Here is a 16,912-nt window from a genome sequence, read left to right on the forward strand (position 1 = left end):
AAACCGTACCGAGGGAGGCTCGATGAATGGATACAATCCTCAAAAAGAAAATCTCGTTGATTGCTGTTGCCGTAGTTATAGTAGCAATTGGCTTTTATCTTTTTTATCAACCTGAAAAGAAGCCGGGTGAAACAGAAGATATCTTTGCCATTTCAACAAGTGAAGAGACAACTGATGAAGTAAAACCGAAAACCGAGGCAGGACCTCAAATTATGAAAGTCGATGTAAAAGGAGCTGTGCAGGCTCCTGGCGTATTTACCGCTCAAGCAGGTGACAGGGTAATCGATTTGATATCAGAAGCGGGCAGTTTTACAGATAAGGCGGATAAGGACAAAGTGAACCTCGCTCAACTTGTGGAAGATCAAATGGTCATTTACGTACCAAAGAAGGGTGAGGAAGGGGCAGAAATCCCAGGAGGAATGCCTGCTACACTATCAAATGGGTCTACGGGTACTGACGGAGCAGCTGGTAGTTCGGGTGGCCAGGTGAACTTGAATACCGCTACACAAGCAGATTTAGAAACGCTTTCTGGGATTGGTCCATCAAAAGCAACGGCCATACTGGAATACAGGGACTCTATCGGAAAATTCAAGCAAGTAGAGGACTTGAAGAATGTGTCTGGGATAGGGGATAAAACGTTTGAAAAGTTAAAGGAGTCTATTTCGGTCCAATAAATACTGGCAATGGCTACACAAATGGCCGGGAAGAAGGTAGAATTGTAGAAAGAAATCTTACTGAGTTAAAGGGGACGACAACATGAACCGGATTAGCTGGGATCAATATTTCATGGCTCAAAGTCATTTGTTAGCTTTAAGAAGTACGTGTACTCGCTTGACTGTGGGTGCAACCATTGTGAGAGATAATCGGATAATTGCAGGAGGTTACAACGGTTCGATAGCTGGAGGGACCCACTGTATTGATGATGGTTGTTATATCATTGATAATCATTGTGTCAGAACGATACATGCGGAAATGAATGCGCTTTTACAATGTGCTAAATTTGGCGTGCCGACTGCGGAAGCAGAAATATATGTGACGCATTTTCCCTGCTTGCAATGCTGCAAATCGCTCATCCAGGCCGGGATTAAGGCTGTATATTATGCAGAGGATTATAAAAACCATCCGTATGCCATAGAATTGTTCGAACAGGCCGGAGTCAAGATGGAAAAGGTTGAAGCCAAAGGGGCCATCGATTTAAATGGTAAAGAGAAACAGGAATTTGTTCTTTCATTATTGAGTCAACTAGAACAAACCGGCCTAGAGAAAGAGGCTGTTTCCAATCTGGAAAAACAGGCCAAGAGGTTGTTCAATTAGTTTATGATAAGGAGGTTAGCATGAAAAGGCACCTTCTTTTTTTAGCTGTTTCGGCCACGTTAGGTGTTATGGCCCATTCATATTTTAGCTTGAAGCTTTTAATCTGCATCTTGTTTTTCTTTTGTTTTCTTTATTACTGGAGCGGTGGAAAGGGGAAGGTTCTTACTCTCCATGTTGTCACCATGGGCATCTTTTTAGGTTCCGCTTCAGTAACTGACATTCGAAACCAATCCATCTATGAGGGGTCGGAAAGTCATTTCCTCGTAACCTTTACTTCTCAGTTAAAACTTGATGGGAACTTACTAAAAGGTTTTATCACAAGTGGACAAGGTGAACATCTCCTATTACGGTATAAAATAGCTTCCGAACAAGAAAAAGAGGGGGTGATAGAGCACCTGCAAACCGGAATATCCTGTCCGGTACAGGGTAGTTTGCAAGTGCCTGAACCACATCGTAATGAAAACAGCTTCGATTATCAACGATATCTTTCCCTTCAGCATACCCATTGGATTTTAAAAGCCCATTCTATCTCTTTTTCTAAATGTAAGAAAGAGAAGAATTCTCTTGTCGTTTCGATTCAAAATTTTCGAATGAGAGGAATCTCGTATATCAAAGAACACTTTCCAAAAGAATCTAGCGGCTTCGTCACAGCACTTATTTTTGGTGATCAGAGTGAAATTGATGAAGAGGACCTGACGAATTATCAACGTCTCGGTCTTGTCCATCTACTGGCAATCTCGGGGCTTCATGTTAGCCTATTGACGGGCATGTTATTTTATCTAGGAATTCGTATTGGAATTACCCGTGAGAGAATGATTTTCCTCATCCTGGTCTTTCTACCGATTTATACGCTCCTGTCCGGAGGAAGTCCCTCTGTCCTGCGCTCCTGTTTAATGGCCATGCTGTTCTTTATCCTGATGCTCTTTAAAAAAAGATTGTCAGCGAGTGTTGCGATTGGCGTGATTTATATGGTTTTACTTTTTCTTCAGCCTAACATGCTCTATAATATTGGCTTCCAGCTATCCTTCGCAGTCACATTCTCCATTATCATGTCTTCGCGCATCTTCTTACACTATCCACAAAAGACCATTCAGCTTTTCATCATTAGTTCCATCTGCCAATTGGCAGCCCTTCCGATATTACTTTTTCACTTTTTTGAGGTATCCATTCTTGGTGTCCTGTTAAATGTCTTGTATGTACCTCTGTATTCCGTCATATTGCTGCCATTTTCATTGCTTACAGTTGTGGTGCATCTTGCCATACCACCTCTCGGTCAGCTGCTTATTTCCCTGATTAATGTGACATTCATGCTCTGTAATCGTGCGGCAGATGTGGCCACGGGTTTACCGATGGCATCGCTTGCCTTCGGTAAACCCAGTTTTATCATGATGTTGCTTCTGGTATTGTCTGTATTGGGCCTGTTTGTGTGCTGGGAGGTCTCATTTCGTACAAGTAAACTTTGGTGGGCAATGTTCATTTTCCTTTTGCTCCTTCAATTCAATTTTCAAAAGCTGTCTCCTTTCGGTGAAGTGCATGTTATTGATGTCGGTCAGGGAGACTCGATTTTAATAATCCTGCCGTTTAACGCGGGGAATTATCTAGTAGATACAGGGGGCCAAATAACATTTCCCTTAGAGGCATGGAAAAAGAAGCGAAAGACCTATAATACAGCAGAAGATACCATCATTCCGTTATTGAAAAGTAAAGGAATCCATCATTTGGACAAGCTGATTTTGACGCATGCGGATGCCGATCACATGGGCAGTGCCAAAGAGTTAATTGAACATTTTAAGGTTGAGGAATTGATTATTGGCGGATGGAGTGTAGACCAATATCAAGATAAAGACTTTATCTCGGTTGCTCGGGATAAGGGGATTAGTATGAATATGGTGAAAAGAGGAGATTCATGGAAGGTTGATGGTGCTGCGTTCCATGTTTTGAATCCATACAAAAAGGAAGAGAATACGAATGAGGCCTCTATTGTTTTGTACGCGGAAATAGGTGGATTCTCCTGGTTGTTCACGGGTGATATGGGGGAATCGGGTGAAAAGGAACTCATCGATACGTATCCACAATTACGGGTTGATATATTGAAGGTGGGCCATCATGGCAGCAAAACGTCATCCTCCATTCCTTTTCTTGAACAATTACACCCTAAAGCCGCTATCATTTCGGTAGGAAAAGAAAATAGGTATGGCCACCCTCACGATCAAGTGATGGAGACGATGGAAGAAAATAAGGTCAACGTGTTCAGGACGGACGAAGACGGAGCCATCATTTTCAAGTATTCCAAAAATGGTGGAACCTTTCGAAAGATTCTCCCATAGTATGTAGAAATCCAAAAGAAAGAGACTGCATCAGCAGCCTCCTTCAGGGAAAAATAAGTGCATGTTAAAATTAGGATCCTACTGCTTTAATGACGACAGCAATGGTGAACATGGCAGCGAAAAATACAAATGAACCGATGAATCCCATAGCAGAATCCGCGACGTCATCAGTCTTCGATTGGACATTCTTTTCGAATTCGTTCATTGTTTATCCCTCCTATTTCTGCTAATAGTATAAAACATTACCAAAAATAAATCCACAGGTCACATTTCTTCATTTCCTATACTGACAAGAGTTGTCACTTATAGTCTGCCTATTTGAGGTCAAAATAAAAGTACAAACAAAAGCAAGCGCGTGATTGTTCTACATGAATATCTATCGCTATCAAGAAAGTATTCCTAGGGCCTTTCTTGATAGCGTTCATATAGATCCGGAACTAGACCTTAAGGGGCTAGTTCCCTTTATAGCTTGTCAAATGGCTCATCCACCTATACCATTAGAGAAGAATACATAAAAAAGAGGCTGATTCTATTGGTATTAGACGTTTGGAAAAATATAAAAAAAGGGCAATTCGCTCCTATCTATTTGGTATATGGAACCGAAGCCTATTTAATTAATGAAACGAAGCAGCTGTTGATAGAGCACGTCCTTCAGGAAGATGAAATGGACTTTAACTTTTCTCAATTTGATTTAGAGGAAATTCCGATTGAAACGGCCCTAGAAGATGTAGAGACTCTTCCATTTATTGGTGAAAGGCGTCTTGTCTTCATGCAAAATCCATTTTTCCTGACTGCCGAAAAATCAAAGTCCAAGGTTGAACATAATGTGAAAAGATTAGAAGCCTATCTATCAGACCCAGTTCCATACTCTATTGTCGTATTGACGGCTCCTTATGAGAAACTGGACGAACGAAAGAAAATCACCAAAGAACTGAAACGTAAGGCTGTTCTTGTGGAAGCGAAGAAGCTTGGTGATCGTGAGTTGAAGGTATGGGTCAAAGAACGGGTCGCAGAGTACCATGTTCAGATTGATGACCAAGCAACGGAACTTCTTTTGGAGTTGGCTGGTACGAACTTGATGATGCTGACGAACGAATTAGATAAAATGGCATTGTATGTAGATGATGATAAGAGGATAACGGTCGAAGTCGTCGAAAAATTAGTGGCTAAATCACTTGAACAGAATATCTTTACACTTGTGGATTCAGTCTTGCAACGAAGAATGGAAAGTGCCATGACCATTCTCCACGACTTACTTCGGCAAAATGAAGAGCCCATTAAGATTTTAAGTGTGATGGCTGGACAAGTGAGGCTCATGTATCAAGTGAAGGAGCTCTCGCGACAAGGGTATAGTCAGCAAAAAATCGCTGGACAATTGAGGGTGCACCCATACAGGGTGAAACTGGCTCTTGAAAAAACAGGTAAATTCCAGGAACGAGAGCTGCTAAGCATTATTGATGACTTAGCGGAAGCAGATTATAAAATGAAAACCGGTCAGGCGGACAAAGCAATCACGCTTGAGTTATTACTATTGAAATTTAGATGAGGTTTTAAAGAGGGGACAGATTCATTCTGTCTTCTTTTTTTTGGGGTACAAAAAAAACGACCCGGAAGAGTCGTTTCGTTTTCATTAAGCGTTAAGAGCGTTAAGTCTTTTCGCTAAACGAGATTTTTTACGGGCTGCCGCATTTTTATGGATTAATCCTTTAGATGCAGCTTTGTCTAATTTTACAGCAGCTGTTAAAAGAGCTTCTTTAGCAGCTTCAACGTTTTCACCAGCTAATGCAACTTCAGCGTTTTTCACTGTAGTACGCATAGTAGATCGAACTGTAATGTTATGAACGCGTTTTTTGTCGTTAGTTTTCACACGTTTAATAGCAGATTTAATGTTTGGCATTCCGTTCACCTCCTACAAAGAAATCGAGATTATATGAACTCGACTTTTCAAATCCATATCAAATAGCACAAGTGATATTCTATCAGACTGCTTAAGATTATGCAATACTCCAGATTGAGAATCGAAAAGTAATTATATTTCCGAAATTTTTTCATCTCGTCATAAAGTATTGTACCAAAAAAATGAATAATACAAAAGCTAAAATGAAAGAATGTTTAAGAGAAGATAAAAATACTAGATTTGAACCCATTTAAAGAGCAGGAGGCGCTATGGTGAAAGAGTTGGACCTAAGTAATTATGGTATTCGGACAGATCTGGCAATTGAGGCGAAGGAAATTGCTCTTGAAATGAAAGGTGTTGTTGAAGAAAAAGATGTCTCTCATATCGAGGGTGTGATCATAAAAGAAAAAGAAGTGGATGATTTAAAGATTTCCTTAGTTGAGGTTACAGCTGAGGGGGAAAAGGAGATTGGAAAAAAACAGGGGAGCTATCTGACAATCGAGGTCCAGGGCATCCGACAGCAGGATACGGATACACAGCAACGGGTTGAAAAGGTATTCGCCAATGAGTTGGCCTATTTTTTAAAAAGGAACAAGCTTTCAAAAGAAAGTAGCTGCTTAGTCGTGGGTCTGGGGAATTGGAATGTGACACCAGATGCTCTAGGTCCTGCTGTTATTGAAAATTTGGTCGTCACTAGACATTTATTCGAGTTGCAGCCGGAGTCGGTTAAGGAAGGCTATCGCCCAGTCAGTGCGATTTCCCCGGGTGTGATGGGGTTAACGGGAATCGAGACGAGTGACATCATCAAAGGGGTCATTGAAAAAAGTAATCCTGATTTCCTTATCATCGTAGATGCCCTGGCAGCACGTTCGATAGACCGGGTGAATTCAACGATTCAAATAACGGATACAGGAATCCATCCAGGTTCCGGTGTCGGAAATAAGCGCAAGGAATTGAGCCAGGAGACTTTGGGTGTTCCGGTGATCGCCATTGGTATCCCGACCGTCGTGGATGCCGTATCGATCACGAGCGACACCATTGATTATATCTTGAAACATTTTGGCAAGGAGTTGAAAGAGGGAGATCGTCCTTCTCGTGCATTGGCTCCCGCAGGTTTCAATTTTGGGAAAAAGAAAAAACTAAAGGATGAGGATATGCCTGGAGAGCAGGAACGGCAGACTTTTTTGGGATTGATTGGTGTGCTTCCTGATGAAGAGAAGCGGAAATTGATCTATGAGGTGTTGTCACCGCTCGGTCATAATTTAATGGTCACACCCAAGGAAGTCGATGTATTCATCGAAGATATGGCCAACTTAATAGCAAATGGTTTGAATGCTGCCCTGCATGAATCAATCAATCAGGGCAATGCAGGCTTTTATACCCGCTAACAGTTTAGGTGCCCAAAAATGGTGTTCTACCCTTTCTAGCAAAGTCATAAGTATTAGTAGACAAGCTATAGAGAGGGTGGACGGATGAAAAGGAGAAAATCTCCAGGTATTATTACAGCTATTCATGGATCAACGATTGTAAAAACTTTTCTAAGTATTCTAGCTTTGCTTCTTTTTGTTTTTTCCGTCAGCGGAATCATGACGTCGCTAAGGCCGGAGTATCGCATCACATCGAATTCCGTACATACCGTTGCAAACCAATTCTCAGGTAAGATGCTGTTTTCGATACTGGCCAATGAAAATCATTATTTCTTCAGTGCGTTGCCTGAAGGGAAAGAACAATCGATTGTCATGGAACAGTTAGTGAAGCTTTCGACCAATATCTCAATGGAGGATCCTCGCAGCTTGCTAGGTCGGGAATTACCAGGCTTCTCAATTTTTGATAACGAGATTCTGGTGGCAGGTGAAGGAACGAACTATACGAATATGCCGTATGAATCTCCACCACCTTTAGAAGTGATGAATGATAAAAGAGACGCATCACTGCAAAATCTGGATGAAATAGAAGAACCGGATAAGAAAACAACGCCTAATCAACCCAAACAAACGACCAATGGCCGCAAGGTGGTAGAAATTTATCATAGCCACAATCGGGAGTCGTATCTTCCTTATCTGAAGGGTGTAACGAATCCTGACCTTGCCTACCATTCTGAAATCAATATTACAAAACTCGGAACACGAATGACGGCCGATCTCGCCGATAAAGGGATAGGCTCCTCTCTCAATAAGACGGATGTGATGGGGAACTTGAATAACAAGGGCTTGAATTTTACAAAAGCGTATCAGGAATCACGCAAAACCGTGCAGACTGCAATGGCGAATAATAAGAATATAGAATATCTCATTGATATCCATCGTGATTCAAAACGTAAAAAGCATACGACCATTACCATAAATGGTAAAGAATATGCCAAGATAGCTTTTGTTGTCGGAGGGGATAACCCGAATTACGAAAAAAATGCGGCACTTGCCAATAAACTGCATAAAGCGTTGGAAAAGAAATATCCAGGAATTTCGCGCGGAGTCATGAAACAGGGTGGAGCAAGAAATAATGGAGTCTATAATCAAGATTTGACAGGTAATGCGATGCTCTTGGAAATTGGCGGCGTCGATAATACATTTGAGGAAATGTATTTAACGGTCGACGCATTCACTGATGTGTTCAGTGAATTGTATTGGGATGCTAAATCTGTCGATGGTATCAAGGGAGAATCGGAAGCGCAGTAATTTGGAAGGAGTCTCTATCATGGTTCGATTTTGGTTGAAATGCATGGGAATAGTACTTGTTTTGTTTTTAGGTGTACTTATCGGGATGCAGCAGGCGAACGATGGCATGAAAAAAATGAAAGGGTATGAAGACCCTGCTTTGAATAGTGCTTTCACCATCAACCAATCGGAACAGGGAGAGGTGGAGGCGGATATCCTTGGACAAAAAGTGACGAGTCATGATATAGAAACGAAAAAAGAAAAACTGGAAGAAATGAAGGCATATAATTTCTTCTCATCTCTTGGTAAAAGTCTTGGTGAAATGGTATCAGGGGCCTTTAACGCACTTTTCAATATGATTTAGAGAAAAAGAAACTCTCCGAAAAGCCGCATTCTAATCTGAATGCAGCTTTTTTTGCTATTTCCTTCTACATAATGGTCTATCCTTGTAACTATTCTGTTGAATCTTGCATTTTCTATTGATATAATGAAAAATAGTGTATTGTGTCGACTATTAGGAGTGAACGTTATGAATAGAGAAGAGAAACTAAAAAGACAATCAAAGATTCGTAACTTTTCCATCATCGCTCATATTGATCATGGTAAATCAACATTGGCGGATCGTATCATAGAAAAGACGAACGCCATGACTCAACGTGAAATGAAGAGTCAACTGTTAGATTCTATGGACTTAGAACGTGAGCGTGGAATTACGATTAAATTGAATGCGATTCAATTGAAATATAAGGCGAAAGATGGCGAAGAATACATCTTCCATCTTATCGATACACCGGGGCACGTGGATTTCACGTATGAGGTTTCACGAAGCCTTGCTGCTTGTGAAGGTGCAGTTCTTGTTGTGGATGCTGCACAAGGCATCGAGGCCCAGACGCTTGCCAATGTTTATTTAGCATTGGACAATAACCTGGAAATCTTACCTGTCATCAACAAAATTGACTTGCCAAGTGCCGATCCTGAGCGGGTCCGGGGTGAAATCGAGGATGTAATCGGTTTGGATGCATCTGATGCAGTTTTATGCTCGGCTAAAGCTGGAATTGGAATCGAGGATATTTTAGAACAGGTCGTAGAATTGGTACCGGCACCTCAAGGCGATCCAGATGGACCGTTCAAAGCGCTTATTTTTGACTCTGTGTTTGATGCTTATCGTGGTGTAGTAGCTTACATCCGTGTTGTTGAGGGATCTATTAAAGTGGGCGATAAAATCAAAATGATGTCCACTGGTAAGGAATTCGATGTGACTGAATTGGGCGTCTTCAATCCGAAAGTTCAAATGCTTGATGAACTGACCGTAGGGGATGTAGGTTTCCTGACTGCAGCCATTAAAAATGTCAGTGATACAACTGTAGGGGATACGATTACGAGTGCCGTTAATCCTGCGACGGAAGCTTTACCGGGTTACCGGAAGATGAATCCGATGGTTTATTGCGGGTTATACCCGATTGACGCATCGAAATTCAATGATTTACGTGATGCATTAGAGAAACTAGAGTTGAATGATTCAGCTTTGCAATTTGAGGCAGAATCGTCTCAAGCGTTAGGATTTGGTTTCCGTTGTGGATTCCTTGGACTTCTTCATATGGAGATCATTCAAGAACGGATCGAACGTGAATTCAAAATCGATTTGATCACGACGGCTCCGAGTGTTATATATGACGTTATCCTTACAGATGGAACGTCAATTAAGGTGGATAACCCATCTAACATGCCGGATCCACAAAAAATCGAAAACGTCGAAGAACCTTATGTAAAAGCGACAATGATGGCGCCAACGGAATTTACAGGTACCATCATGGAAATCTGTCAAAATAAACGCGGTAATTTCATCGATATGGAATACGTTGATGAAACACGCGTAAGTATCCATTATGAGATTCCATTATCAGAAATCGTCTATGATTTCTTTGATCAATTGAAATCCAATACAAGGGGATATGCATCATTCGACTATGAGTTGATTGGGTATAAACCATCCAAGCTTGTGAAGATGGATATCTTATTGAATGGTGAAACGGTAGATGCATTGAGTTTCATTGTTCATAAGGACTTTGCTTACGAACGTGGAAAAATCATCGTTGAAAAGTTAAAGAAATTAATTCCAAGACAGCAATTTGAAGTGCCGATTCAAGCGGCTATCGGACAAAAGATCGTGGCCCGTTCTTCCATTAGCGCCATGCGTAAAAACGTACTGGCTAAATGTTACGGCGGCGATATTTCCCGTAAACGTAAATTGCTCGAAAAACAAAAACAAGGTAAAAAGCGGATGAAACAGGTTGGTTCTGTTGAAGTTCCACAAGAAGCCTTCATGGCTGTCCTGAAAATGGACGATACGACTCCAAAAAAATAAATGATAGTAGAAAAAAGAGGGTAGACAGGATCTAGCCTCTTTTTCTATCGGTTCATTCGAATAAACAAAGGTTGTGAACTTAATGATTAAAAGTGCTTACCTCCATATCCCATTTTGTGAACATATTTGCCATTACTGTGATTTTAATAAAGTATTTCTTCAAGGGCAGCCGGTTGATGAATATCTACGGATGATGAAAAGGGAAATGGAAATGCAACTGGCTAAATACCCGACAAAGAAATTGGATACGGTCTTTGTTGGTGGGGGAACACCCACTTCACTTGATGAAAAGCAGCTGTCCTTCCTTTGCGAGGCCATTAGTGAGACCCTTCCTTTCGATTCCAAGCAGGCTGAATATACCTTTGAAGCCAATCCTGGGGACCTTTCGAGAGAAAAGCTTGAGATTCTCTATCAAGCAGGTGTGAACAGGCTTAGTTTTGGGGTACAAAGTTTTAATGATGAATTATTGAAGCGCATCGGACGAACACACCGGGCATCTGAAGTTTATGAAACGATTCAGTTAGCTCAGGATGTCGGTTTCACCAATATTACGATCGACTTGATTTATGGATTACCGGGCCAAACGATGGAAGATTTTGAGGATACCCTAGCTAAGGCGCTTGCCCTGCAATTACCTCACTACTCTAGTTATTCTTTAATCGTCGAACCAAAGACGGTCTTTTACAATCAAATGAGAAAAGGTACATTGAAACTCCCTCCTCAAGAGCTCGAAGCTTCCATGTACGAGCGTCTGATGGAAGAGATGGAAAAGCATGGCCTTCATCAGTATGAAATCAGTAATTTTGCACGTCCTGGTTTTGAAAGTAAGCATAACCTGACATACTGGAATAATGTAGAGTATTATGGCATCGGTGCCGGAGCACATGGGTACACCAGTGGAAAAAGAGTGGCCAATCATGGTCCTGTAAAAAAATACATCACGCCTTTATTGGAAGGGGAGTTACCAGTTTTAGATGAACATACTGTGCCTCTTTACGAAAATATGGAGGAAGAGATGTTCTTGGGACTTCGAAAAACAAAAGGAGTCTCTCTTGAAACCTTTAAAGAGAAATTTTCTGTTGAAATGAAGGAGGTTTTCGGGAAAGAACTCGAAGACCAAATAAATAAGGGATTACTCAAGCTTGACGGTGGCTTTATTAGCCTTACGGAACGTGGGAAATTGCTTGGCAATGAAGTATTTCAAGCGTTTTTGGGTGTAGTTGAAACGGAATGATGGAAACCTACACAACTATAAACAATAAATTAGCGGTTTTCATTATTGACATCATAAGCGTCATTTGATAATTTATTAGTATATTAGCACTCAATAAGACAGAGTGCTAACAGAGGTGATCATACATGCTAACTGATCGTCAATTATTGATTCTTCAAGTGATAATCGAGGATTTTATCCATTCAGCCCAGCCAGTCGGATCACGAAGCTTGTCGAAAAAAGATGAAATTACGTTCAGCTCTGCCACTATTCGCAATGAAATGTCTGATCTTGAAGAACTTGGTTTTTTAGAAAAAACCCATACATCTTCAGGTAGAGTTCCTTCTGAAAAAGGGTATAGATATTATGTGGATCATTTACTTTCTCCTCAAGCTCCAAAAAAGAATGAAATGAAATTATTGAAATCCGTTTTTGTTGAGCGAATATATGAACTGGAAAAGATAGTCCAGAAATCAGCTAAGATTCTCTCAGAATTGACGAATTATACGGCAATTGTTCTTGGCCCGAAAGTCAATGAACATAAGCTTAAAAAAATTCAGATCATTCCATTGAGTCCTGAAACGGCAATAGCGATCATCATCACTGACACAGGTCATGTGGAAAATCGAATGATTTCGCTGCCTCTCTCTTTCGATATCAACGAAATTGAGAAAGTGGTCAACATTTTAAATGCCAGGTTAGTTGATGTACCGCTTGTCGAACTGAAGGATAAGATCTATAAGGAAGTGGCCGTTTTATTGAGTAGTCACATTCAAAATTATGGATCGATCGTTTCTGTTCTCGCGGACACACTTACGGATACCAAACCGGAGAAAATATTTTTCGGCGGAAAAACGAATATTTTGAAGCAGCCGGAGTTCCACGACATTGCAAAAGTCAGCACTCTTTTATCCATGATTGAGCAGGAACAAGGGTTTTATGATCTCATCACAAAGAACCCAGCTGGCATTCATGTCAAGATTGGCCGTGAAAATCAAAATACGGTGCTCGAAGACTGTAGCTTGATTACAGCGACATATTCAATCGGGCAGGAACAAGTGGGTACGTTAGCCATATTGGGCCCAACTAGAATGGAATATTCGAGAGTCATCAGCCTACTTTCTTTTTTCTCGAAAGATTTAACGACACTGATGACAAAGCTGTATCAAAAATAGGAGCCAAGGTAATAGTAAGGTGGCGGTACAAGGGTTGCCACCCCAACTATTACTTAAGCATAAATTGTATAATCCTTTAGGGGAGGTGAGATTGTGGAAAATAAAAACAATGAACAAACATTAAACAATGAAACAATCGAGGAAAGCACTGAGGAAGCGATATTCGCTGAAGAAGTGAATCCAACGGAAGAAACACAGGAGGAAACTCCAGTAGAAAAAGATGAGCTACAGGTAGCTCAAGAAAAAATTCAAGAACTAGAAGCCCGAATCGAAGAAATGGATAACCGTTATCTTCGTTTGCAAGCTGATTTTGATAATTCAAGACGCCGTGCAAAGCTTGATATGGAAGCGGCTCAAAAATATAGAGTGCAAAGTATAGCTGGAAATTTGGTAGAGGCTCTTGATAATTTTGAAAGAGCGACCAAAATCGAAGCAGATAATGAACAGACGAAGTCCCTACTTCAAGGACTGGAAATGGTCCATAAAGGCATTGTCGATGCATTGGCTAAAGAAGGTATTGAACCGATTAGTTCTGTCGGTGAGGAATTCGATCCTCGTTTGCACCAAGCGGTCATGCAAGTCCAGGATGAAAACTTTGGTTCGAACATCGTTGTGGAAGAATTCCAAAAAGGATATCTTCTTAAAGACCGAGTGATTCGTCCGGCCATGGTAAAGGTAAACGAATAAAGAAATCATTACATATAAATATTGGGAGGTAGTGTAACAATGAGCAAAATTATTGGTATTGACTTAGGAACTACAAACTCTTGCGTATCTGTACTTGAAGGCGGGGAACCAAAAGTTATCCCGAATCCAGAAGGAAACCGTACAACACCATCTGTAGTGGCATTCAAAAATGGAGAGCGTCAAGTAGGGGAAGTGGCAAAACGCCAAGCAATTACGAACCCTAACACAATCATTTCCATTAAACGTCATATGGGTACTAACCATAAAGAAGTAATCGAAGGAAAAGAATATTCACCTCAAGAAGTTTCTGCAATCATCCTTCAATACTTGAAATCATATGCAGAAGAATATCTTGGCGAAGAAGTAACTAAAGCGGTTATCACTGTACCTGCTTACTTCAATGATGCAGAACGTCAAGCAACTAAAGATGCTGGTCAAATTGCTGGTCTTGAAGTAGAACGTATTATCAACGAACCTACAGCTGCTGCACTTGCTTACGGCTTGGATAAAACGGATGAAGACCAAACGATACTTGTTTTTGACCTTGGTGGCGGTACATTTGACGTATCCATCATGGAACTTGGAGACGGAGTATTCGAAGTTCGTTCTACAGCTGGTGACAACCGCCTAGGTGGAGATGACTTTGACCAAGTAATCATTGATTATTTAGTAGAAGCCTTCAAAAAAGAGAATGGCATTGATCTTTCAAAAGACAAAATGGCTGTTCAACGTTTGAAAGATGCAGCTGAAAAAGCTAAAAAAGACCTTTCGGGTGTAACTTCAACACAAATTTCATTACCATTCATCACAGCTGGAGATGCTGGCCCACTTCACCTTGACGTAACGATGACTAGAGCGAAATTCGATGAGCTTTCATCAAGTCTTGTTGAACGTACAATGGGACCTACTCGTCAAGCATTGAAAGATGCTGGTCTTTCAGCTTCTGAAATTGATAAAGTCATCCTTGTTGGTGGATCTACTCGTATTCCTGCAGTTGTTGAAGCAATCAAGAAGGAAATCGGTCAAGAACCAAGCAAAGGCGTTAACCCTGATGAAGTAGTAGCAATGGGTGCTGCGATTCAAGGTGGCGTGTTAACTGGTGACGTTAAAGACGTGGTTCTTTTAGACGTAACTCCTCTTTCACTTGGAATCGAAACAATGGGCGGCGTATTCACTAAATTAATCGACCGTAATACAACGATCCCAACAAGTAAATCCCAAGTGTTCTCAACAGCTGCTGATAACCAAACAGCTGTGGATATCCATGTTCTTCAAGGTGAACGTCCAATGTCAGCGGATAACAAAACGCTGGGCCGTTTCCAATTGAGCGATATTCCACCAGCACCACGTGGAATTCCACAAGTTGAAGTAACATTTGATATCGATAAAAACGGTATTGTTAATGTTCGTGCAAAAGATTTAGGCACAAACAAAGAGCAAGCCATCACAATCAAATCATCTTCAGGTCTATCTGATGAAGAGATCGATCGTATGGTACGTGAAGCAGAAGAGAATGCTGAAGCGGATAAGCAACGTAAAGAAGAGGTTGAACTTCGCAATGAAGCTGATCAACTTGTCTTCCAAACGGAAAAAACGCTTAAAGATCTAGAAGGTAAAGTAGACGAAGCGGAAGTTACGAAAGCGAATGAAGCGAAGGATGAACTGAAAGCAGCAATCGAGAAAAATGAGCTTGAAGAAATCCGTACGAAAAAAGACGCTTTGAATGAAATCGTTCAAGCGTTGACTATGAAGCTTTATGAAGAAGCAGCTAAAGCTCAACAAGCAGCTCAAGAGGGTGCTGGTGAAGGCGAAGCTCAAGACGATAACGTCGTTGATGCTGAGTTCACTGAAGTGAATGAAGACGAAAAAAAATAAAAAGTAACCCGTTTGGGAAGCTAAAATAAATGGGCAGTGTAAGGCTGTCTGATTGTAGAAAAGTCAAAGTCAGGATATCTTGGCTTTGGCTTTTTTTACAATGCATGGAACGAACTTTAGGAATGATAGGAATTATAAAGAAAAAATAGCAGGTTGAGGGGATATTCTTCTTCTTTTACAAGAAAGTGTTCAAACTGTTTATGCTTTTCTAGTTGATTATTATCTTCTGACAGTGATAATATAATCTTTATGTGAATCGAATCGGGAGTGGATTTAGATATGAGTAAACGCGATTATTATGAGGTATTAGGTCTTTCGAAGAGTGCTTCGAAGGAAGAAATCAAGAAAGCGTATCGAAAGCTCTCCAAACAATATCATCCTGATATTAATAAAGCAGACGATGCTGCGGATAAATTCAAAGAAATCAAGGAAGCTTACGAAGTATTAAGTGATGAGCAGAAAAAAGCCCATTATGACCAATTTGGACATACAGATCCAAACCAAGGCTTCGGGGGCGGTCAAGACTTTGGTGGTTTTGGTGGATTCGAAGATATTTTCAGTAGTTTCTTTGGTGGCGGAGGACGCAGAAGAGATCCGAATGCACCACGTCAAGGAGCCGATTTACAATATACGATGACACTTACTTTTGAAGAAGCAGCTTTCGGGAAGGATACCGAAATTGAGATTCCTCGAGAAGAGAATTGTGATACGTGTAAAGGCTCAGGTGCAAAGCCTGGTACAAAAGTCGAGAACTGTTCACATTGTCACGGTACCGGTCAATTAAATGTTGAACAAAACACGGCATTCGGGCGTATCGTAAACCGCAGAGCCTGTCACCATTGTCAAGGAACAGGAAAAATCATTCCACACAAATGTTCAACATGTAAAGGTGAAGGGAAAGTTCAAAAACGTAAAAAAATCCAAGTCAAAGTCCCTGCTGGAATTGATGATGGTCAGCAGCTCCGTGTAACTGGTCAAGGGGAACCTGGAATCAATGGAGGTCCATCTGGAGATCTCTACGTAGTATTCCATGTTCGTACCCATGAATTCTTTGAACGGGATGGCGATGATATTTATTGTGAAATGCCGATTACGTTCACCCAATCAGCCCTAGGTGACGAAATTGAAGTACCAACACTGCATGGCAAAGTTAAATTGAAAATTCCTGCAGGCACACAAACGGGTACACGCTTCCGCTTGAAAGGAAAAGGTGTTCCAAATGTAAGAGGATATGGCCAAGGTGATCAACATGTCATCGTATTAGTGGTCACTCCAAAGAAATTAACGGAAAAACAAAAAGAACTTCTTCGTGAGTTCAATGAAATCAGTGGTCAATCAGGTATTGATGAACAAGAAGATGGCTTTTTCTCAAAGGTAAAGCGTGCTTTTAAAGATAGATGATTAA

General features: G+C 40.9%; 15 protein-coding genes. 13 read left to right on the forward strand and 2 right to left on the reverse strand.

Annotation, left to right across the window (positions count from 1 at the left end; all coding sequences use genetic code 11):
• Nucleotides 1-26: 26 nt before the first annotated feature.
• The 3 genes from ACQKL5_RS01485 (at nt 27) to ACQKL5_RS01495 (ending at nt 3,641) form a co-directional block, all read left to right on the forward strand.
• Nucleotides 27-674, forward strand: a complete 648-nt coding sequence (locus ACQKL5_RS01485) for a helix-hairpin-helix domain-containing protein (protein WP_427606232.1) — start codon at nt 27-29, stop codon at nt 672-674.
• Between the two features lie 82 nt (nt 675-756).
• Nucleotides 757-1,314, forward strand: coding sequence for a ComE operon protein 2 (locus ACQKL5_RS01490; RefSeq protein ID WP_427606234.1), 558 nt, complete (start codon nt 757-759; stop codon nt 1,312-1,314).
• A 20-nt stretch (nt 1,315-1,334) separates the two neighbouring features.
• Complete coding sequence (locus ACQKL5_RS01495) at nt 1,335-3,641, forward strand: DNA internalization-related competence protein ComEC/Rec2 (protein WP_427606235.1); 2,307 nt, start codon at nt 1,335-1,337, stop codon at nt 3,639-3,641.
• A gap of 70 nt (nt 3,642-3,711) precedes the next feature.
• Here the strand turns inward: ACQKL5_RS01495 and ACQKL5_RS01500 are convergent, their stop codons facing one another.
• The gene (locus ACQKL5_RS01500; protein ID WP_081108861.1) at nt 3,712-3,846 is read right to left on the reverse strand and encodes a YqzM family protein; all 135 of its coding nucleotides are present in this window, start codon (nt 3,844-3,846) and stop codon (nt 3,712-3,714) included.
• A 327-nt stretch (nt 3,847-4,173) separates the two neighbouring features.
• On the opposite strand from ACQKL5_RS01500, the gene holA reads away from it, so the two are divergent.
• Nucleotides 4,174-5,187: a DNA polymerase III subunit delta gene (holA, locus tag ACQKL5_RS01505; protein WP_427606237.1), complete on the forward strand. Its 1,014-nt coding sequence runs from the start codon at nt 4,174-4,176 to the stop codon at nt 5,185-5,187.
• Between the two features lie 84 nt (nt 5,188-5,271).
• Here the strand turns inward: holA and rpsT are convergent, their stop codons facing one another.
• A complete protein-coding gene (gene rpsT / locus ACQKL5_RS01510) occupies nt 5,272-5,538 on the reverse strand; it encodes a 30S ribosomal protein S20 (RefSeq protein ID WP_402966026.1) in 267 nt (88 codons plus the stop codon).
• 269 nt (nt 5,539-5,807) lie between these two features.
• Here rpsT and gpr point away from each other — a divergent pair, with 269 nt between their 5' ends.
• The 9 genes from gpr (at nt 5,808) to dnaJ (ending at nt 16,908) form a co-directional block, all read left to right on the forward strand.
• Nucleotides 5,808-6,926, forward strand: coding sequence for a GPR endopeptidase (gene gpr / locus ACQKL5_RS01515; RefSeq protein WP_427606239.1), 1,119 nt, complete (start codon nt 5,808-5,810; stop codon nt 6,924-6,926).
• A gap of 84 nt (nt 6,927-7,010) precedes the next feature.
• A complete protein-coding gene (gene spoIIP, locus ACQKL5_RS01520; RefSeq protein ID WP_427606241.1) occupies nt 7,011-8,213 on the forward strand; it encodes a stage II sporulation protein P in 1,203 nt (400 codons plus the stop codon).
• 19 nt (nt 8,214-8,232) lie between these two features.
• Nucleotides 8,233-8,556 (forward strand): YqxA family protein, encoded by a 324-nt coding sequence (locus ACQKL5_RS01525; RefSeq protein WP_427606243.1) that lies wholly within the window; start codon nt 8,233-8,235, stop codon nt 8,554-8,556.
• Between the two features lie 165 nt (nt 8,557-8,721).
• Nucleotides 8,722-10,557, forward strand: a complete 1,836-nt coding sequence (lepA, locus tag ACQKL5_RS01530; protein WP_427606244.1) for a translation elongation factor 4 — start codon at nt 8,722-8,724, stop codon at nt 10,555-10,557.
• An 82-nt stretch (nt 10,558-10,639) separates the two neighbouring features.
• Nucleotides 10,640-11,791: a radical SAM family heme chaperone HemW gene (hemW, locus tag ACQKL5_RS01535; protein ID WP_427606246.1), complete on the forward strand. Its 1,152-nt coding sequence runs from the start codon at nt 10,640-10,642 to the stop codon at nt 11,789-11,791.
• A 125-nt stretch (nt 11,792-11,916) separates the two neighbouring features.
• Complete coding sequence (hrcA, locus tag ACQKL5_RS01540) at nt 11,917-12,945, forward strand: heat-inducible transcriptional repressor HrcA (RefSeq protein ID WP_402966014.1); 1,029 nt, start codon at nt 11,917-11,919, stop codon at nt 12,943-12,945.
• 90 nt (nt 12,946-13,035) lie between these two features.
• Nucleotides 13,036-13,632 carry a nucleotide exchange factor GrpE gene (gene grpE, locus ACQKL5_RS01545; RefSeq protein ID WP_427606595.1) on the forward strand — a complete coding sequence of 199 codons (597 nt, stop codon included), beginning with the start codon at nt 13,036-13,038 and terminating at the stop codon, nt 13,630-13,632.
• A gap of 39 nt (nt 13,633-13,671) precedes the next feature.
• Complete coding sequence (dnaK, locus tag ACQKL5_RS01550; protein ID WP_427606248.1) at nt 13,672-15,507, forward strand: molecular chaperone DnaK; 1,836 nt, start codon at nt 13,672-13,674, stop codon at nt 15,505-15,507.
• Between the two features lie 279 nt (nt 15,508-15,786).
• On the forward strand, nt 15,787-16,908 hold the full coding sequence (gene dnaJ, locus ACQKL5_RS01555; protein WP_402966010.1) for a molecular chaperone DnaJ: 1,122 nt from the start codon (nt 15,787-15,789) through the stop codon (nt 16,906-16,908).
• Nucleotides 16,909-16,912: the final 4 nt, after the last annotated feature.

The organism is Peribacillus sp. NPDC097675, assembly GCF_050277655.1.
GTDB lineage: Bacteria > Bacillota > Bacilli > Bacillales > DSM-1321 > Peribacillus.